The 19,407-nt window shown below is 60.1% G+C and carries 12 protein-coding genes and 2 pseudogenes; 11 read left to right on the top strand and 3 right to left on the bottom strand.

What is annotated here, in order from left to right:
• Positions 1 to 12: 12 nt before the first annotated feature.
• Positions 13 to 558, bottom strand: a pseudogene (locus ACN9MY_RS20865) (dihydrodipicolinate synthase family protein); the annotation flags it as partial.
• Between the two features lie 281 nt (positions 559 to 839).
• On the opposite strand from ACN9MY_RS20865, the gene gspG reads away from it, so the two are divergent.
• The 9 genes and pseudogenes from gspG (at position 840) to ACN9MY_RS20820 (ending at position 6,983) form a co-directional block, all read left to right on the top strand.
• A complete protein-coding gene (gene gspG, locus ACN9MY_RS20860) occupies positions 840 to 1,277 on the top strand; it encodes a type II secretion system major pseudopilin GspG (protein WP_426337650.1) in 438 nt (145 codons plus the stop codon).
• On the top strand, positions 1,246 to 1,734 hold the full coding sequence (locus tag ACN9MY_RS20855) for a GspH/FimT family pseudopilin (protein ID WP_426336081.1): 489 nt from the start codon (positions 1,246 to 1,248) through the stop codon (positions 1,732 to 1,734). The genes gspG and ACN9MY_RS20855 overlap by 32 nt, the downstream gene beginning before the upstream one ends.
• Positions 1,734 to 2,096 carry a type II secretion system minor pseudopilin GspI gene (gene gspI / locus ACN9MY_RS20850; RefSeq protein ID WP_426162441.1) on the top strand — a complete coding sequence of 121 codons (363 nt, stop codon included), beginning with the start codon at positions 1,734 to 1,736 and terminating at the stop codon, positions 2,094 to 2,096. The genes ACN9MY_RS20855 and gspI overlap by 1 nt, the downstream gene beginning before the upstream one ends.
• Entirely contained in the window at positions 2,093 to 2,476 is a 384-nt protein-coding gene (locus ACN9MY_RS20845) for a PulJ/GspJ family protein (RefSeq protein WP_426162440.1), read from the top strand. The genes gspI and ACN9MY_RS20845 overlap by 4 nt, the downstream gene beginning before the upstream one ends.
• A gap of 88 nt (positions 2,477 to 2,564) precedes the next feature.
• A pseudogene (locus tag ACN9MY_RS20840) lies at positions 2,565 to 2,942 on the top strand (type II secretion system F family protein); the annotation flags it as partial.
• A gap of 15 nt (positions 2,943 to 2,957) precedes the next feature.
• Entirely contained in the window at positions 2,958 to 3,482 is a 525-nt protein-coding gene (locus ACN9MY_RS20835; protein ID WP_426336080.1) for a type II secretion system protein N, read from the top strand.
• 134 nt (positions 3,483 to 3,616) lie between these two features.
• Positions 3,617 to 4,672, top strand: a complete 1,056-nt coding sequence (locus ACN9MY_RS20830) for a hypothetical protein (RefSeq protein ID WP_426336079.1) — start codon at positions 3,617 to 3,619, stop codon at positions 4,670 to 4,672.
• A gap of 628 nt (positions 4,673 to 5,300) precedes the next feature.
• Entirely contained in the window at positions 5,301 to 6,482 is a 1,182-nt protein-coding gene (gene gspF, locus ACN9MY_RS20825; RefSeq protein ID WP_426337649.1) for a type II secretion system inner membrane protein GspF, read from the top strand.
• A 15-nt stretch (positions 6,483 to 6,497) separates the two neighbouring features.
• A complete protein-coding gene (locus ACN9MY_RS20820; RefSeq protein ID WP_426162437.1) occupies positions 6,498 to 6,983 on the top strand; it encodes a type II secretion system protein N in 486 nt (161 codons plus the stop codon).
• Positions 6,984 to 7,517: 534 nt separating this feature from the next.
• Here ACN9MY_RS20820 and ACN9MY_RS20815 read toward each other — a convergent pair.
• The gene (locus ACN9MY_RS20815; protein WP_426336078.1) at positions 7,518 to 9,185 is read right to left on the bottom strand and encodes a protein-tyrosine phosphatase family protein; all 1,668 of its coding nucleotides are present in this window, start codon (positions 9,183 to 9,185) and stop codon (positions 7,518 to 7,520) included.
• A 180-nt stretch (positions 9,186 to 9,365) separates the two neighbouring features.
• On the opposite strand from ACN9MY_RS20815, the gene ACN9MY_RS20810 reads away from it, so the two are divergent.
• Positions 9,366 to 13,841 (top strand): ATP-binding protein, encoded by a 4,476-nt coding sequence (locus ACN9MY_RS20810; protein WP_426336077.1) that lies wholly within the window; start codon positions 9,366 to 9,368, stop codon positions 13,839 to 13,841.
• Positions 13,842 to 14,067: 226 nt separating this feature from the next.
• The gene (locus ACN9MY_RS20805; protein ID WP_426336076.1) at positions 14,068 to 18,474 is read left to right on the top strand and encodes a two-component regulator propeller domain-containing protein; all 4,407 of its coding nucleotides are present in this window, start codon (positions 14,068 to 14,070) and stop codon (positions 18,472 to 18,474) included.
• On the opposite strand, the gene ACN9MY_RS20800 is transcribed toward ACN9MY_RS20805, so the two are convergent.
• Complete coding sequence (locus ACN9MY_RS20800; RefSeq protein WP_426162433.1) at positions 18,434 to 19,369, bottom strand: dihydrodipicolinate synthase family protein; 936 nt, start codon at positions 19,367 to 19,369, stop codon at positions 18,434 to 18,436. The two genes, ACN9MY_RS20805 and ACN9MY_RS20800, sit on opposite strands and share 41 nt — an antisense overlap.
• Between the last annotated feature and the right edge of the window lie 38 nt (positions 19,370 to 19,407).

The following is a 19,407-nucleotide window of genomic DNA, read 5'->3' as shown; positions in this document are numbered from 1 at the left end:
TAAGAGGGGAGTACCCACCGTGCTGCGAAGATCCGGCACGCGACGGATATCGTCGCTCGATTCTTTAATGGCGACAATTTCCTCGACGTCGGACAGCTCCAGAAAGTCGCTCGGCGTCAGGTCAACGTTGTAGGAAACGGGATTGTTGTAGACCATGATCGGAAGTTTGGCAGCTTTGGCGATAGTGCGGAGGTTGGACTTCGCTTCAAATGCGTCGGCGGCATACAGAACGGAGGGCATCACCATGAGACCGTCCACGCCAAGGTCGCGTGCTTCACGCGCGTAGCGTTCGGCGTTGGTAGTACGGGTCTCGCTGACATTGGCGAGTACGGGAACGCGCCCTTTGGAGACGGCGACGGCAGTCCGTGCAACGGCAAGTTTTTCGTCAAAGGACAATGTGCTCGCTTCGCCCAAGGAGCCGCAGGTCACGAGGCCATGACAGCCATTATCGATCATGTACGAGAAGTGTCGTTCCATCGCCGCGTAGTCGAGCTCTTCGTCCGCATTGAATTTAGTGGTTACTGCGGGGAAAACACCCTGCCATTCTTGAGTATTCATAGAATAGGTCCTTTGTTTAAAGATGTGGTTTCGGTTTAGGCAAGTATGATTTGTGATGACTCTTGCTGGGGCGCCATTTTGTTTGAGGCGTCCGGTCTTTGGGCGTCGATCTGCGGAAGTCAGACCGTTTCACCGTTCAAATTCGCTCGCCATGAACTCTGGTCTTCCTTCTGTGTCGGCGAACAGAAAGGCAGCAGAGTGGGTTTTTTCGGACCAGTTCACCTATTCCGAAGTGTGCGAAGCCGATAGACTGCGAAACTTCGTCGGATTTACGAAAGCTGATTTGTGCGGACTTGAACAAAACACCATTCGGGTGTTTTACATTGATCGAGATCATGGTGGTCGTGGTGATCATGGGCGTGCTGGCGGCCCTAGTGCTGCCTAAGGTGCTCGATCGCGTCGGCCAGTCAAAGACGGCCGCCGCCAAGGTCGAAATCTCCACCGTCATGCAGGCGCTGAAGATGTACAAGCTGGACAACCGGCGCTATCCGACCACGGAACAGGGCCTGCAAGCCTTGATGACCAAGCCAACCGCCGGCCCAGTGGCCAACGGCTGGAAGGCCCCGTACCTGGAGAAGATGCCGAAGGATCCCTGGGGCAATCCGTACCAGTTCCTGTCCCCGGGCGTGAAGGGGGAAGTCGATGTGTTCTCGTATGGGGCCGACGGCCTGCCAGGCGGCACCGGCGATGATATTGATATCGGCTCCTGGGAAATCTGAACGCTCAGGCGGCTTTACGCTGATCGAGTTGCTGGTGGCGCTCGTCATCATCGGCATCACGCTCGGCCTGACCGTGATGAATGTCGCGCCGTCCCAGGCGCAGGCCATGCAGAAGGAAACGCAGCGCATCGCGCTCCTGCTGCAGCGGGCGCGCGATGAGGCGATCGTGCGCAACCGGCCGATCGCCTTCGAGGCGGCACCGGACAGCTACCGCTTCCTGGTGCGCAACGACAGGACCTGGGAGACCCTGCCGCAGGATGACCTGCTTCGCGAGCGCCCATTCGAGCTCGGTCCCGTGACCCTGGTGCCGGACCCGCCGATCAATGTGTCCGGCACCCTGCGCATTGTCTTCGGCCGCGAGCCGGTCGACCGGCCCTTCGTGCTGACCATCGCTAGCGGTGACCTGCGCGCTTCCATCCGCGCCGACGGCGTCGGCCATTTCGTTGTGGACCAATAATGCGGCAACGAGGCTTCACCCTGCTGGAAGTGCTGGTGGCGCTGCTGATTGTCGGCACCGCACTGGGCGCAGCCCTGCGTGCTATGGGCAGCCTGACACAGAACAGCGAAAATCTGCGCACCACCATGATGGCCACTTGGTCGGCCGAGAACCGGCTGGTGCAGGTGCGCCTTGCCAAGAGCTGGCCGGCGCCGGGCAAGACGTCCTACGAATGCCCGCAGGCCGATCTGCATTTCATCTGCGAGGAAGAAGTGATCATCTCGCCGAACCCGCGCATGCGCCGGGTCGAAGTCAGCGTGTTCGAGGCGGGCGCACCCGATCGGCGCATCGTCAAGCTAGTCCAACTGGTGCTGCAGGAATGAAGAATACGTGCGGCTTTACCCTAGTCGAACTGCTGGTCGCGATCACCGTGCTGGCGATCGTCGCCGTGATGGGCTGGCGCGGGCTCGACGGCATCGTGCGCTCGCGCGAGCAGCTCACGCAAAACATGGAGCAGACGCGCGGCATCCAGCTCACGTTCGCCCAGCTGCAGAGCGACCTGGAGCAGATTGCCGACAAGCCGCTGTTGCGCGAACACCAGAACATCCTGGCCGATAATTCGCGCCTGGTCTTCATCCGCACCGTGTTGTCGGAGAATGCAGCGTCCCAGCTGCAGTTAGTGAGCTACATCATCCGCGACGGTGTGTTGTCGCGCAGCGAGTCGGCTGTCACGCGCGAACTGGTGCAGCTGGACGCGCTGTGACAGGCGGCGATCGGCCAGTCCGGCGCGCAATCGGCGGTGGACCTGCAGACCGGCGCGAACGCCATGGAAGTGCGCGTGTGGGAGGCCGGGCGTGGCTATCCTGCGCGCACTGGAATCCTGCCGCGACACGCTGTCCAACGTGGCCATGCGCCAGCTGGTCGAGCAGGCCAGCGATTCGGTGCGCGAAGGCGCCAGCCTGGCCCGGTCGCTGTCGGCGCAAAAGCACTTTCCGCCGATGCTGATCCACATGATCCGCGCCGGCGAAATCACCGGCGAAATCACCGGCGAACTGCCCGCCATGCTGGACCGCGCCGCGAGCGCGCAGGAGTCCGACCTGGAGCGCCGCACGCTGACCATCGCCGGCCTGCTGGAACCGATGCTGATCCTGGCAATGGGCGTGGTGGTACTGCTGATCGTGCTGGCTGTGCTGATGCCGATCATCGAAATCAATCAGCTCGTGCGCTGAACCTGGAGAATTGAATTGAAACGTTTGCCTTTGATCTGCAGTGTGGCCGCCGTCGCGCTGCTGTCTGCCTCGCTGGCCTACTGGGGCATGCAGCTATTCAAGCCGAAGCAGCGCCCGATCGCGGCGGTGCCGGTGGCGCAGGCGCCGGAAGCGAACATGGACGCTGCGCGTGGGCTGTTTGGCGGGAATACCGCGCTGGCAGCCGTCAGCAATTACCAGTTGCGCGGCGTGGTGGCCGATACCCGCGGCCGTGGCAGCGTGGCGATCATTTCGACCGACAGCCAGCCTGCCACGGCCTTCCCGGTCGGTTCCGAGGTGTCGCCCGGTGTCAGCGTGAAGGAAGTGCAGCCGCGCCATGTGATCCTGATGGAAGGCGGGGTGCAGAAGCGCCTTGACCTGATGAATGATCAGCGCGTGAGTTCTGTCGGCAAACTAAATACCGCGTCCGCGGAGGCGCGACCGGGCGCGGGAGGACTCCCGCCGGCGTGGCAGCCACATGAACCTCGTTACAACGCATTGTTTACCGGCCAGACCATTTAGAAAAGACGGACGTTAAACGGTCCTGTTTTTATCACCCGCTGGAAACTTGCCATAGAGCCTGGGCCATACTCGATTCCGAATCAAGCAGGGCACAGGGCCCGCTTCCCTACAACTATCAAAATGGAAAAGGCATCATGAACAAACAGATCGTACGACTGGCTTCGGTCGCACCGCTTTGCATTGCTCTCTTTGGTTGCGGAGGCGGAGGTGGTGGTGGTGCGGCCACTGGTACGGCAACTGTGACACACCCAGGTACCGACACCGGGCACGGCACCACAACCGAGCCAACCAAACCGGATAGCGGTGGTGGCACCGTAACCGACCCAACCAAGCCGGACACCGGTGGCGGCACTGTAACCGATCCAACCAAGCCAGACACCGGCGGCGGTACCGTAACCGATCCAACCAAGCCTGATGAATCGAAGCCGGGGAGCGGCGATCAAAATCTGGCCAACGGCATCTGGATCGGTGCCGCAGCGGATGGTCGTGCCAGCTTTGCCCTGGTGGCAAACGGTACGCCCAGCACGCCATTCTTCCTCTCATCGGCACCGGCGGGCGGCGGCGCGCCGGGCGGTTATGCCGAGGTCACCGGAACGCTGCGCGAAGACTTGGTCACCGGTTATATGAACCTTAATGACGGCGCCGTGGAAGCCAAGCTGTACGCGCCGGAAGGTGCGTCGGGCGCAGCTCAGCGCGGTATCTTGCGCGGGCGCTTCAATCCGCAAAACTCCCTGACTGTCGAACTGGTCGGTCAAGCGGGCGAGAAGCAGGCGAGCTACCAATTCAACTACAGCGCCACTTCCGATCAGGCGCAACAATTGGATCTGCTGCACGGCAGCTATGGCACCGCGGGGGAAGGGCCAGTTTTGACCATCAGCGGCCCTGCGGGAGCTACGATGGCGATGGTCAGGGCAACCATCGGAAGCTGCACCTTCCGCGGCATGATCATTCCCAGCAGTGCGGGCAAGAATCTCTTTAACATCAACCTGCACGGCGAGGGCGCCGCTTGCCCGGCGCAGGGAGATCGCAGCAGTCTGAATGGCCTGGCGGCGCTGGTTAACTTGCGCCCGGGCGACCGCGCGCCGAGCCTGATTTTCGGCGCGTCGTATGTGACTGCTGGGATGATCTCAGGCCAAGGCTTTGCGATGCCTCTGGTCGGCGCTAGCGGTGCCCTGGTCAAGCAGCAGTAAGTTTAGCTAAGTGGCAGGGAGCGCTGGACTTTCGGTCCGGCGCCCTTGTCAACGTTTGCTCGGATATGCTGTTGCGGTTGAGCGCCGCACGGCATACCGATTCAGCCTTACGCCATTTTAGGACTCTTCGATGGATTGGTTCCGATATTAGGCGTTCAGCCGATTCTAGCGCTTCTCACTCGTTGGAGACTCACATCTGCGGCCTCGGCTTCGCGAGCCGTTCTCGCACGGTTAATTGCACCTTGCTTCTCAAGCAACGCGTCCAGCTTACGTTTCGTAGATCTATTTCCAATACCGCCGAGAAACGTGTCGCGAAAGCGATAGGAAAGGGATGTTGTCTTATTTTGCAAGCGGGCGATCTCCTTTTTCAGGCGTGCTGGGTCACTTACACCAGGAAATTGCGGGGGGCGAGGTGCGGATGGCTGTGAATGCGTTGTAGCATCACTATTCCGCGAGGGTTGAGCTTTTTCTGTTTTAGATACTGTACCGATTCCATAGCTTCTAACTAGGTCCACCCGCCTTTGATTCTCTTTTGCATTGAAGTCTGATGTCAACTCCCTAATTGTGCCCTTGTCCGCAGTTAGTTTCGCCAGCACACGGTTTTGCTCCCCATTTCCCAAGCCACCAAATAGCCCCAAAGAAAGGCGTGGTCAATGCCGACAGCGCCCGTTCCGCGCGCGCCGACCTGCGTTCGCAAGGCCTGGTGCCGATCAAGGTCGACGCCATCTCGGCGCAAGTCGATGCCAGCGGCGCCACCGCGCGCCGCGGCTTCGGCGAAAAGCTCAGCACCACCGAGCTGGCGCTGTTCACGCGCCAGCTTGCCAGCCTGCTGGAAGCCGGCCTGCCGCTCGAGCAAGCCTTCACCGCCCTGCTGGAACAGGCCGAGCGCCAATACGTGCGCGACCTGGTCGCCTCGATCCGTTCGGAAGTGATGGGCGGCTCCTCGCTGTCGGAAGCCCTGTCGCGCCACCCGCGCGATTTCCAGGAAATCTACCGCGCGCTGGTCGCCTCGGGCGAGCAGATCGGCCAGTTGTCGCGCGTGCTGTCGCGCCTGGCCGACTACATCGAGCGCCGCAACGCCCTGGTGCAGAAGGTCGAGCTGGCCTTTACCTACCCGGCCATCGTGACCGTGGTGGCTTTCCTGATCGTGATCTTCCTGCTGACCTATGTGGTGCCGCAGATCGTGTCGGTGTTCGCCAACACCAAGCAAAAGCTGCCGCTGCTGACGGTGATCATGCTGGCGATTTCCGATTTCGTGCGCAGTTACGGCTTTGCCGTGCTGGGCCTCCTGGTGGCCGGCGGCTTCGTGGTGCGGCGCATGCTGCAAAACCCCGACATCAAGCTGCGCTGGCACACCTGGCTCCTGACGGCGCCGCTGTACGGCAAGTTCGAACGCAGCCTGAACACCTCGCGCTTCGCCAGCACGCTGGCGATCACCACCGGCTCGGGCGTGCCTATCCTGCGCGCACTGGAAACCAGCCGCGACACCTTGTCCAATGTGGCCATGCGCGACCTGGTCGAGCAGGCCAGCGACTCGGTGCGCGAAGGCGCCAGCCTGGCGCGTTCGCTGTCGGCGCAAAAACATTTCCCGCCGATGCTGATCCACATGATCCGCGCCGGCGAAATCACCGGCGAACTGCCCGCCATGCTGGACCGCGCCGCGAGCGCGCAGGAGTCCGACCTGGAGCGCCGCACGCTGACCATCGCCGGCCTGCTGGAACCGATGCTGATCCTGGCGATGGGCGTGGTGCTGCTGATCGTCTTGGCCGTGCTGATGCCGATCATCGAAATCAATCAGCTCGTGCGCTGAACCTGGAGAATCGAATTGAAACGTTTGCCTTTGATCTGCAGTGTGGCCGCCGTCGCGGTGCTGTCTGCCTCGCTGGCCTACTGGGGCATGCAGCTATTCAAGCCGAAGCAGCGCCCGATCGCGGCGGTGCCGGTGGCGCAGGTGCCGGAAGCGAACATGGACGCTGCACGCGGGCTGTTTGGCGGGAATACCGCGCTGGCAGCCGTCAGCAATTGCCAGTTGCGCGGCGTGGTGGCCGATACCCGCGGCCGTGGCAGCGTGGCGATCATTTCGGCCGATGGGCAGCCTGCCCAGGTCCTTCCGGTTGGCTCCATGCTGCCGCCAGGCGTCAGTGTGGAGGACTTGCAGCCGCGCCACGTGATCCTGATGGAAGGCGGCGTGCAAAAGCGCCTTGACCTGATGAATGCCCCGGGCGTGATTTCCTCTGGCGGCATGATACCGCCTGTCGCTGGCACGGCTGGAGCGCCGGTGCAGGGGCCATCCATGCCGGCCAGCCAATAAACCTCGTTCAGCATCCGCTTCGTTCTCTCAGTCCAATAAGGGCAGCGAAGTCCATCGCATGACTGTTGAATAAATGAGCCCGGCCCGATGTTGCAAACGTCCATTTGCACAAAGTCACCTGATGCAAGGCGGCCGTACCTAACGATCTGTTTTCGAAAGTCCGTTTCTGGGCCAGAAAAGACTTGTTAAGGCGATTGAGGGCGTTGGATCGTTGCGTTTGGTTGGGGATGTTTCGTGCAGGCGACGAAGTTCGCCTTGAATGTGACGATGACTAAGTCTGTGTTTTCGAAGAACCGGGGCCAGCATGTCTTGATCTGAAAAGACCTTCGTGGCGCGCGATGCTGAGGGGGGCTCGTGGCGTACGTTTCCCGCAATCGCTTAATAACGCGACCACCGATTGCGATGCATGGGCGTGAGATGCCACAACGCAGACAACTGCACCTTTGTCCGGGCGATTGGGCACTTTCGTGCCCAATCGCCCGGACTATCGCTGGAACCTTTATGGCGCCAGAGTCATGCCGTCGGTGGTCAACACTACCGGCCTTTTCCGGCTTGCTGCAGAGTAGCTTCAGCCCTTCTCTTTGCCAGCAAAATATCAGCATTTTGCATATCTAGTCTGGTCCTGTGCGAGTAAACTCGATCGCGCGCAACTGTCAGTGACCGAATTGCCTGATTAATTTCTTCGTTCCCTTTGCCACCACGGAGGAATTTTCGAAGTTGGAAACGAATAGTGCGTCGTTGGGATTTCAGTTTATCGATTTGCGCATCAAGCTCCTTCCCTGTGTCGACCCAACGTTGAAGTTCATCTTGCAGTTCCTGATTTTTAACCTGGGATTTTTTCGATTTCGTCACGGCGCTGGTAACGGAAGTGCGCGTCGCTTGCGGCGTGTGCACAGGGCTCCGCGACCCTGCGGGTGGTGAGACGGGGCGGTTCGACTTAAATGAACCTGTTTGCTCTGTATTCTCTGTTTGGACCGGGGATGCCTTGGGTTGCGGTGCACCAGGCTCTCCAGTGCGCTGAACATGAGAACCTGTTTGCTTTGCAAATTCTGCGCTCACACGGCCTGGCTTGGGCGGTGGCGGTGGCGGCGGCCGACGATCTCCAGTTGGTGGTGGGGCAGCAAGGACCGTGGGCTGATTTTGCGAAACTGCTTGCTCTGCACTGCTTGTTTGGCCCTTGGATGGCCTCGGCGGTGGCGTCGGACGACTAGCGTTTGGTGGGACACCTGCGTCCGTAAATTGAAATTGCCGTCCAATCTGATGCAGTTGAGCCTGTGGAAGTGTCTTGGAATCGTCACCGATGCTTGCGCCCCTTATTGAAGTATCGAAAGCGCCGGCAACCAGTCTTTCCGCGTAATTGCGTAGCGCGACATACTGACTAAAGTCTTGAACCATCATATTGCTGCGCTGCCTGCGCAGGTCCAAGATACAGTTGTCGACCTGATCCTCCCAATTGTCTGCTGTCAGTTTCCTGTCCTTGTAGAGCTGCAGCACATCTGCCGCTCCGGTCAGCGTGCCTGAACGGCCCACACCAGCCCTGCAATGAACGAGCAATTTTTTGTCGGAACCCTGGTCAGCGACCTCATCCCGCGCTTTGCAGATTTTACTGGCGATCTTGTGCAAGTCGTTGATAGACTGAGGAGCCTTAAAATCGGGAATAGGAAAGTTCAAATACTTGATATCTTGCAGGCTTTCGCCGAATGAGGCTTTCAATAGCCCCATCTTTGCGGACGAATCAGAATAGTGGGGAATGCCAACCTGCTGCCTTGTCAAGTGGAATGCGGCGGACTGCTCTCCGGTCGTATACTTCGTTGGCTCAAAGGGCGTGTAGTCAGCCCCCACCGTCTCATTCTGCTGCCGCAGGTCGATGATGTAGGCGACATTCTGCGAGTTCAATATATCCGCGAATTGGCACATTTTCGCGTGGTCCCGACTGTTGGGCTCGCCACAGATGATCGTATTCCTGCCAACGTGGTGGCCGTTGAAGTCCTTGCCACTGCTATCGCAAAGGTTGCCGCGACTGAGATATATGTTGTTAAAGCCGCTGAGCCAGGTCGAATCAGTGCGATGCTCCATCTTGAGCGTTTCTTGCCCCAACCGATCAAATCGGGCTTGCACAGGATTGCTTGTCCCCGCGGCTTGGTTGGGGTCAAGGTTGCACTCGATGCCTAGACGTAGGCCATTTACATTTTTTTTTAACATTTCGATTACCTCCGGGACGCCCAGCACCATACTGAACGTCTATTCCGAAGTGGCCCTTCCGGGTAATTGAGTTCATCGGCCGGCAATTGCGTTCCAAAACTTGCAAATAATTCATTGCATGTTTTATATTGGTGAATATTGTTCATTTGCAAGGCATTTCAACAATAGGCAGGAGATTTTTTGCACGCAGCTCTTTATACTCAATTCATGTTTTACCTAAGTGTTACGCATATGGAATTTAAATCTCGTCGCCAGCTGCTACGCTTCATCGCCGTCCTTCGCTTTATTGTCGGGGCGTTGTTTTTGCTGGCATCGCGACCAAGCTCCGCCGCTCACACAGAATTGGGGGCGCAGCGGTGGCCCGCGATGACGCCGCCGTTATTTAAGACATACTCAACGCCGGCCGAGGTGGGAGGCGCCGGCGTGAAGGTATTGGCACAAGACCGCGATGGTTTCATCTGGGCAGGGACCGAAAGGGGCGTAGCCCGTTGGGATGGCTACCGCTTCCAGATCTTCCAGCCAAGTTCAGGCGATGGCGTGGCGCAGCCCGATAACTATGTCGTCAAGTTGTTTTTTGATGACGCGGACCGCTTATGGGTAGGCACAGTTACTGGGAATCTGGCTCGATTCGACCGCGCACGTGATCGCTTTGTCGTTTTCAGCAGGGCCAGCGGTGATTTGCTCCCTGGACGAATAACCGGCATCGTTAGCGATGGCGCCGGGGGGCTTTGGGTCGGGTCGCTAGGCGGTTTGGTGCACGTTCCCAGGGATGCTGTGCCAGGCAGTGGCGCCGTCACCCGATATCGCGAAAGTAGTATTTCAAGCAATGGTGACATATCGTCTATCAAAGTTACCTCTTTGCAACGCGAGGCCAGCGGAACACTATGGATGGGTACTGCACGGGGGCTGATGCGAAAAGATGCCGGCAGTCCACGCTTCGAAGACGTCCCTTTACCCCCTAGCAACGGCGCGCCCCCTAACATATCAGCCGTCTTTGTCGCTAGCGACGGGAAGATTTGGATCGGTACCAGAGACAACCTGATGCATGTTCTTGATCCGAGTACAAAAACTATTCGGAGCATCACCGTTACGGCTTTCCCCCGCAGCATCAATGAGCCTCATCCCGGTGAGATCTGGTTCAATACATTCGCGAACGGTATTATCGTCGTGAACGCATCCACATTAAAGTGGGACGCGTTGAAATATGACCCGCTGCGCGCCAACGGTCTGCCTTCAAACATGGTGGATGGCTTTTTACGCGACAGGAGCGGCGCTTTTTGGCTTGCGACGCAACGTGGTATCACGAGGTTTGAACCCGGATTGGCGGCGACGTCTCTCGACTTCAATGGATTGAAACCCGGACTCGTGATGAAGGATGGGTATTCCACTGTCTTCGCTCATCCTAATGGTACCGTTTGGATGGGGGCGACCAACGGCGGCGTGGATATCGTCAACCCCACTACCGGATCGATCATGCGCCTCGAAACCAGTCCCAATCAACTGGAGCGTCGTCTTCCTGAAGCCGCAGTCCTCGACATTGCAGTAGATGCAATTGGTGAGGTTGGAATATGCACAAATCGAGGTCTTTACCGCGCTACAGCCGATGGGCAGACCGTAACAAGAGTACATTTGCCAACGCTAAACTCAACGGGTGGGATGTCGCGTTTTGCGCGCGCGGGCAGCAAACTTTTGATGGGTACGTTCGACAATGGGCTGTACATGGTCAGCGGCACTTTGGCAAAACCGGAGAAAGTTGAAGCAATCAAAGAATTGAGCGGGATGCAGATAAGCGCACTGGAACAGGGGCCGAATGGTACTTTTTGGGTGGGAACAAGTACCGGCTTATACTTGGTTGATCCGACCAATGGCACGGTAGTGGAGCAGATTAGGTCAGGCCCCGACGAGCAGCATTTACTCAACGACAGAGTTCATGCGCTTGCCACGGACCGCCAAGGACGTCTTTGGATTTCCACACTTGCTGGGTTGCAAATTCTTGAAGGCCGCACTGCCGAACGGCTGCCGCGGTTGCGACGGATGGGGCGCGCGGAAGGATTACCCGATGCTCAATTTGGCGATCTGAAAGTAGATGCGGTGGGCATGATATGGGGCGTCTCCTCAGATGGCCTTATTCGTATCAATCCTGACAATTTAGCCATTGAGAGACTGCGTCGAAGCGAAGGCGTCGCGCTTCCCGACTATTGGGCGTCCAGTACACTCACGGCCGCTGGCGAGTTTGTAGTCGGAGGCGAAGGTGGCGCCACGATTGTCTGGCCAGGCCGATTCGAGGCACGCCCATGCCGGCCATCAGTGGTCGCGACCGCAATACGAGTCGGAGGGAAGCTACTGCCGATGCAACACGCTGCAGACCGAAAGCGGCTCCCGCTCACGATCACGCCGGAAGCTAACAGCGTTGAGATCGAGTTTGCTGCTCTGGACTATCACGTGCCTGAACTGAACCGCTACGCGTATCGGCTTGTCGGTTTCGATAAGGATTGGGTTGAAACCGATTCCGGCCGCCGTGTCGCGTCATACACCAACTTGTCTCCTGGTCGTTATACTTTGCAAGTACGCGGATCGGACCATAACGGCAACTGGGTCGAAACGCCGCTGCAAATCGACGTCGACGTCTTGCCGGCGTGGAACCAGACATGGTGGGCGCAATTCTTGTTTGCCGTGGTTTTCCTGGGCGGGGTGTATGCCCTATATCGTTGGCGCATACGGCAGCTCGCCGCGCAACGCGCGGCCCTCGAGCGGGTAGTGGAGGAACGTACGGCGGAAGTGGCGGCGCGCACCGCCGAAGTGCTCCAGCAGAAGGAAGAAGCCCAGGCGGCGCGCGATAAGGCCGAGGAGGCCACGCAAGCCAAGTCGCGCTTCCTGGCCAATATGAGCCACGAAATCCGCACACCGATGAATGCCGTGCTGGGCCTGTCGTACCTGGCGCTGGCCACGAATCTTTCGTCCAGGCAGCGCGACTATGTGCAGAAGATTCACCTGGCCGGCAAAACGCTGCTGGGCGTGATTAACGACATCCTGGACTTTTCCAAGATCGAAGCGGGCAAGCTCGACATCGAAAGCACCGATTTTGATCTGGATGAAGCGCTGGAACAGGTGTCGTCGCTGACCGCGCCCTTCGCGGCCGAGAAAGGGCTGGAGTACCGCTTCGAGCTGGCCGACGATGTGCCGTGCCACCTGCGCGGCGACCCGCTGCGCCTTGGGCAAGTGTTGATCAACCTGCTGAATAATGCGATCAAGTTCACTGCCGAAGGCGCCGTGACGCTGACGGTGCGCGCCATGCCGGCGGCAGCCGAACGGGTGCGGCTTGAATTCAGCGTGCGGGACACCGGCATCGGCATGACGGCCGAGCAGCTGGAGCGGCTGTTCAAGCCGTTCTCGCAAGCGGACGGTTCGACCACCCGCCAATTCGGCGGAACGGGGCTGGGCTTGAGCATTTCGCGCGACCTGGTGACGCTGATGGGCGGCGCGATCGATGTGGAGAGCGAAACCGGGGTTGGCAGCCGCTTCCACTTCGCGCTCGAGTTCGAGCGAGCGCACCAGCCGGTGAGCCTGGACGCCAGTGTGCGCCGTACGATCATGAGCACACCGCACTTCCGCGACGCGCGCGCGCTGCTGGTGGAAGACAATGACATCAACCGGCAGATCGTCACCGAATTGCTGCAAGGCTGCGGCATCGAAGTGGACGCCGCCGTAAACGGCCGTGTCGCCCTGGACCGTTTGCGTTTGGTGGGCCCGGCCTATTACGACCTGGTCTTCATGGACCTGCAGATGCCGGAAATGGATGGCAGCTCGGCCACCCGGCATGTGCGCAACGACCGCGCTTTCGACGACTTGCCGGTGATCGCCTTGAGCGCCAACGCCATGCAGGAGGACCGCTTGCGCTGCCTGCAAGAGGGCTTTGACGACCACCTTGGCAAGCCGTTGCAGCCGGCCGAACTGTATCGCCTGCTGCGCGAATATTTGAAAGACAAGCTGAGCGACGACGTTCCCGCCAGTGAGGGGGCGCAGGTAGACGAGGGGGCGGAAGAGGGCGCGGAGCTGCCCGCCGAACTAGCGGGCATCGACCTGACGGTGGCACGCACGGTGGCGGGCAACAATGACGGTCTGTTGGCCGAACTGCTGCGCCGCTTTGCCCAGGAAGAAGATGGCACGGCACGGCGCATCGCGGCCGCGTTCCAGCAGCAGGATTACGCAAGCGCGGAACTCATGGCGCATACGCTGCGCGGCGTGGCGGGCAATCTGGGCGCACGCCAGGTGCAGGAACTGGCGGGAGCCGCCGAAGCGGCGGCGCAAAGCCACGTGGAATGGGCGCAGGTGCAGCGCGACGTCGAGGCGCTGGCAGAGGAAATGGCGCGCGTGTGCCAAGGCATTGCAGCCGCCTTGCCGGAGCAGGTGCTCGAAGAAGCGCCGGCATTGAGTGCCCCGCTAGCGTGGCAGGAGGCGTTACAGGAACTGGCCCAACTGCTGGCGGCCATGGATGGCGAAGCAAATGCACGTTTCGCTGCGCTGCGTGGTGAGTTTCAAGCGCGCTATGGCACGAAAAGAACCGCTGACCTGCAGCGTTGCCTGGACATGTTTGATTTCGACGGCGCCCACGATATTTTGACCGCGACGTTGGAAAAGCAGGTGTTTCTGCACTAGGGGCCGCCCCTGGTCCGATATCGGGGTAGTCAACATCGCCGAACGGAGCCAGGCGTGCATGCAGAATGTCGATGGCCCCTAGCCGAGTCCCTTTGGCACTTGTTTTAGAAATAAGTTACGTGATAGCCTTGGCGTTGTAAAATAGAAAGTAATCCTCTGCGGCGCGGAGGAGAGTTCTTGCACGCGGCTTTGTGCTGGCCACCATTTCATGCGAAGTGTTCCGCCCATGGCGTTCATTCACAATTGCTACTTTGAACGAATGTTTGCGGCTTTGCGCGTCGTCACAGGTTTACTTGGCCTGCTGTTCGTGGCCGCATCTTGCGCAGCCACCGCCGAGCGCGCTCCGAAGCGTTGGGAAGCGCTGATACCGCCGACGTTTCAAACCGTCCGGGTCGGATTGGCCAACGCCCCTGTCGTCGCCCTCGCACAGGACAGGGATGGATTTCTATGGATCGGAACCCAGGGTGGCTTAGCGCGCTGGGATGGCTACCGGTTCATCAAATACCAATCGATTCCGGGTGACCCCTACTCCCTCCCCGATAACTATATCAAGTGCATCTTGATCGATAGGGAGGGCAACGTATGGGTTGGAACAGCTAGCGGCGGACTGGCCCGCTATGATCGCGAACGGGACCGTTTTATTGTCTTCAACCCGAAGAATGCTGGTTTGTCGTCGGCGACTTTGCATCAGATGGTTGATGACGGCGCCGGCGGCTTGTGGCTTGCCACTGACGAAGGCCTTGACCATTTGCCGGCCGGCGCCACGCCCACCGCAGGCGCCACAACTCACCATCGTCCCTATAAGCCGGGTAAAGGTGATGAGGAGCCATTGGAGGTGGTTCTGTCGCTTGAGCGCGATGCCAAGGGGACGCTTTGGGTTGGTTCGCCACGTGGCTTGGTTCGAAAAGCCGCCGGAAGGGAGCAATTCGTCGAGGTGCCTTTGCCGGTTCGCTCAGGGAGGCCGCCGGTCATCGTTACGATGTTTTTGGCCAGCGACGGCAAGCTTTGGATGGTGGCTGCAGACGACGGCGTCTTTGTCTTGGATACGGCTACTGGAACTGCGCGGCAAGTGCCAATGCCGGGGCCCGTCTTTTGTTTCGGCGAACCGTTTGCGGGCGAGATTTGGGCGAGTGTGCCTGGCGTCGGTGTTGTGGCCGTTGACGGAACGACCCTGCGGTACCGCACGCTGAAACATGATCCGCTTCGTGAGGATAGCCTGCCGTCGAATTCGGTCTACGCCTTTCTACATGACAGAAGTGGTGCCTTCTGGCTAGGAAGCGATCATGGAATTGCCCGCTATGAAGGTGGGCTGGCGGTGCAAACGCTGATCATCAGCGAGGTAACCGCAGGCATTCCAATGCAGGACGGCTATCCTGCAGTGCTTGCGCGTCCCGACGGTACTTTGTGGCTGGGGGCCAGTAACGGAGGGGTGGACATCGTCGATCCCTCCAAGGGATCCGTGAGGCGGCTGGGCGTGGCTTCTGAAGAAAGCCACAGCAGGATTCGTCGCGGCTTCATCTATTCCATGGCTGCGGACGCGAACGGCGATATAGGAATTAGCGCTGGCGGAGATCTGTACCGTTCCAGTCCGGACGGGAGGCGGGTGGCGAGAGTTCGGTTGCCAGAGCCTGAAATTCGTTCAGGCGTCAGTACACTTGGGTTGGCGGGACACACGTTCTTGATCGGTACCATTCGCGAAGGGCTGTTCATCATGGGCGGAACTCTTGCGCGGCCGACAGGAATGCGGGCGGTGAAGGGGCTGAGCGGGCCACGCGTCAGCGTCTTGCTGCCGGAATCGAATGAAACGGTGTGGGTAGGTACAGGTACTGGCCTGAACCGGGTTGATCTGGCAAACGGCACCGTGTCGGAGCAGATCAGGTCGGGGGCGGACGACGGTCATCACTTGGTCAGCGATTATGTGACTACGCTCGCCTCGGATCGACAGGGCCGCCTATGGATCGGTACGGCCAGCGGGTTGCAGATCCTGGAAAGGCGAGGCACCGACGGGCGGCCCCAGCTCCATTGGCTGGGGGCTGCCCAAGGCATGCTCAACGGGTACATTAACGACCTGCGCCTCGATGCAGCAGGGATGATGTGGGCCAGCACGAACGATGGCGTTGTCCGGATCGATCCCGCCACTTTTGCAATCGACAGGCTGAAGCAGAATGAAGGCGCGGCGCTTGCAAGTTACTGGGCGCAGGCCGGTGCACGTACTGGAGAAGGTGAACTGGTGTTCGGCGGTGACCGTGGCGCCAGCATTATTTGGCCGGAGCGCTTTAAGTCGCGCCAATGCCGGCCACCGGTAGTTACGACCGCGATCCGGGTCGGAGGAAAGCCGCTGCCGCTGCAGTATTCGAATGTGCGAAAAGGGCCTCCACTGACGGTGGCCTCCGACGCGAACAGCATAGCGATCGAGTTTGCGGCGCTGGACTATCACGCCCCCGAGCTGAATCGCTACGCGTATCGGTTGGTCGGTTTCGATAAGGACTGGGTCAATACTGATGCGGGGCGCCGCATCGCCTCATACACCAATCTCTCCCCGGGCCGATATACCTTGCAGGTGCGCGGATCGGACCACAACGGCAACTGGGTCGAGGCGCCGCTGCAGATTGAGGTGGACGTGCTGCCCGCGTGGTACCAGACCTGGTGGGCGCTGTGCATCATAGGCTTGATTTTCCTGGGTGGACTGTATGGACTCTATCGCTGGCGCATTCGGCAGCTGGCCGCGCAGCGCGCTGCACTGGAGCGCGTCGTGGAGGAACGCACTGCCGAAGTGGCGGCGCGCACCGCCGAAGTGCTCCAGCAGAAGGAAGAAGCCCAGGCGGCGCGCGATAAGGCCGAGGAGGCCACGCAAGCCAAGTCGCGCTTCCTGGCCAATATGAGCCACGAAATCCGCACACCGATGAATGCCGTGCTGGGCCTGTCGTACCTGGCGTTGTCCACCGATCTGTCGGCAAGGCAGCGCGATTATGTGCAGAAGATCCACCTGGCCGGCAAGACGCTGCTGGGAGTGATCAACGATATCCTGGACTTTTCCAAGATCGAGGCGGGCAAGCTCGATATCGAGCATACCGACTTCGAGCTGGGTGAAACCCTGGAGCAGGTGTTGTCCCTGACTGCGCCTTTCGCCGCCGAAAAGGGGCTGGACTACCGCTTCGAGTTTCCAGAGGACATGCCGCGCCACTTGCGGGGCGACCCGCTGCGCCTTGGGCAAGTGTTGATCAACCTGCTGAATAACGCGATCAAGTTCACATCCGACGGCGCCGTGACCTTGACCGTACGCGCCACGCCGGCACGCTCCGACCGGGTGCGGCTCGAATTCAGCGTGCAGGATACGGGCATCGGCATGACGGCCGAGCAGCTGGACCGGCTGTTCAAACCGTTCTCGCAGGCCGACGGTTCGACCAGCCGCCAATTCGGCGGCACGGGCTTGGGCTTGAGCATTTCGCGCGACCTGATCATGCTAATGGGCGGAACCATCGACGTCGAAAGCGAAGCCGGCGTCGGCAGCCGCTTCTACTTCGAACTCGAATTCGAACGGGCCCACGCGGCCGAAGGTCCCGGGACCCATGTGCGCCGCACGATCATGAGCACACCGCACTTGCGCGATGTGCGGGTGCTGCTGGTGGAAGACAACGACATCAACCGGCAGATCGTCACCGAACTGCTGCAAGGCTGCGGCATCGAAGTGGACGCTGCGGTCAACGGCCGGATTGCGCTGGACCGTCTGCGGCTGGTGGGCCCGGCATACTACAAGCTGGTCTTCATGGATTTGCAGATGCCGGAAATGGATGGCAGTTCGGCCATCCGGCATGTGCGCGACGACAAGGCGTTTGACGACCTGCCGGTGGTCGCCTTGAGCGCCAACGCCATGCAGGAGGACCGTTTACGCTGCCTGGAAGAGGGCTTCGACGAGCACCTTGGCAAGCCTTTGCAGCCGGCCGAACTATACCGTCTGCTGCGGGAGTATCTGCGAGACTACCTGAGCGACGAAGGCCCCGCCAGCGCAGATATGGACGGCAGCGGCGAACTGCCTGCCGAATTGCCAGGCATCGACCTGGATGCGGCGCGTGCCGTGGCCGGCGACAATGCCGGGCTGCTGGCTGACCTGCTGCGGCGTTTTGCCCGCGACGAATGCGGTACGGCGCAGCGCATCGCCGCCGCCTTCCAGCAGCACGACTACATTGGCGCGGAACTCCTGGCCCACACGCTGCGCGGGGTAGCGGGCAACCTGGGCGTACGCCAGGTGCAGGTATTGGCGGGAATGGCCGAAGTGACGGCGCAAAAGCATCTGGAATGGGCGCAGGTGCAGGGCGACGTCTCGGCGCTGGAGGAGGAATTGCTGCGCGTGTGCCAGGGCATTACTGCCGCCTTGCCGGAGCAGCGCGCGGAAGAGGCGCAGACGCTGCGCGATCCACAAGCCTGGCACGACGCCTTACAGGAGCTTGCCCAACTGCTGGCTGCCATGGATGGCGAAGCGATTGAGCGCTTCGCCGGCCTGCGCGGCGAATTCGCGGCGCGCTATGGGGAGGAGCGCGCTTCAGCAATACAGCGCTGCCTGGATGGATTCGACTTTGAGCAGGCCCATAGCATCATGCTTGCGGAGGCTGGGTCTGCATTGCAAGCGAAGTGAGCGATGGCCTGGTCTCGAGCGCTTGTTCGACAAGCGTGATGACAAACTCTCGCTCCGCTCCGCGCAGCGGCTGGCGTGGGCGGCGTACGTTTTCATTTCCGACACCGACCAGTGCCTCGACCAGTTTCAGGTTTTGCACGAGCTTACTAGAGACATCGAGGTGCAGCAGCGGCATGAACCACTGGTACAGCTTCAGCGCTTCGGCGTAGCGGCCAGCCTTCATTAGTTCGTACAGGGCCACGGTTTCTCGGGGGAAGGCCACCACCAGGCCGGCCAGCAGGCCGTTTGCACCCACCGCAAGGCCTTCAAAGGAGAGGTCGTCCACGCCCATGAAGATCTGGTAGCGCTCGCCCACTGCGTTGCGCAGGTCGGTGACGCGGCGGATATTGTCGGTCGATTCCTTGATGGCGGCCAGTTCTTCGCAGTCGGAAAGCTCCTTGAAGTCGGCCGGGGTCAGGTCGACCTTGTAGGTGACCGGGTTGTTGTACACCATGATCGGCAGCTTGGCAGCCTTGGCAATGGTACGCAGGTTGGCCTTGGCTTCGAAAGCGTCGGCGGCGTACAGCACGGAGGGCATCACCATGAAGCCGTCCACGCCCAGGTCGCGCGCTTCCTGCACGTAGCGCTCGGCATTGGCGGTACGGGTTTCGCTGACGTTGGCCAGCACCGGCACGCGGCCGTCGGCTACTTTAACGGCGGTCTTGGCGACAGCCAGCTTCTCTTCGAAGGACAGGGTACTCGCTTCGCCCAGGGAACCGCAGGTCACCAGGCCGTGGCAGCCGCTGTCGATCATGAAGGCAAAGTGCTGTTCCATTGCCGCGTGGTCCAGTTCCTCATTCGCGTGGAATTTGGTGGTTACTGCGGGGAAGACTCCTTCCCATTTCTGCGCTTTCATTAACTTACTCCTTTTAACGATGGTGGGAAACTGCGGAT

The sequence above is a fragment of the Pseudoduganella sp. R-31 genome (assembly GCF_049913235.1).
Classification (GTDB): Bacteria; Pseudomonadota; Gammaproteobacteria; order Burkholderiales; family Burkholderiaceae_D; genus Rugamonas.
Note: the sequence above shows the minus strand (reverse complement) of the source record. Positions and strands in the feature narration are given on the sequence as shown.

What these genes read in the sequence shown, in the direction of transcription:
- ACN9MY_RS20800 (WP_426162433.1), bottom strand. Translation starts at nt 19,369, where the DNA reads ATGAAAGCGCAGAAATGGGAAGGAGTCTTCCCCGCAGTAACCACCAAA.
- ACN9MY_RS20830 (WP_426336079.1), top strand. Translation starts at nt 3,617, where the DNA reads ATGAACAAACAGATCGTACGACTGGCTTCGGTCGCACCGCTTTGCATT.
- ACN9MY_RS20845 (WP_426162440.1), top strand. Translation starts at nt 2,093, where the DNA reads ATGAAGAATACGTGCGGCTTTACCCTAGTCGAACTGCTGGTCGCGATC.
- gspI (WP_426162441.1), top strand. Translation starts at nt 1,734, where the DNA reads ATGCGGCAACGAGGCTTCACCCTGCTGGAAGTGCTGGTGGCGCTGCTG.
- ACN9MY_RS20815 (WP_426336078.1), bottom strand. Translation starts at nt 9,185, where the DNA reads ATGTTAAAAAAAAATGTAAATGGCCTACGTCTAGGCATCGAGTGCAAC.
- ACN9MY_RS20855 (WP_426336081.1), top strand. Translation starts at nt 1,246, where the DNA reads ATGATATTGATATCGGCTCCTGGGAAATCTGAACGCTCAGGCGGCTTT.
- ACN9MY_RS20805 (WP_426336076.1), top strand. Translation starts at nt 14,068, where the DNA reads ATGGCGTTCATTCACAATTGCTACTTTGAACGAATGTTTGCGGCTTTG.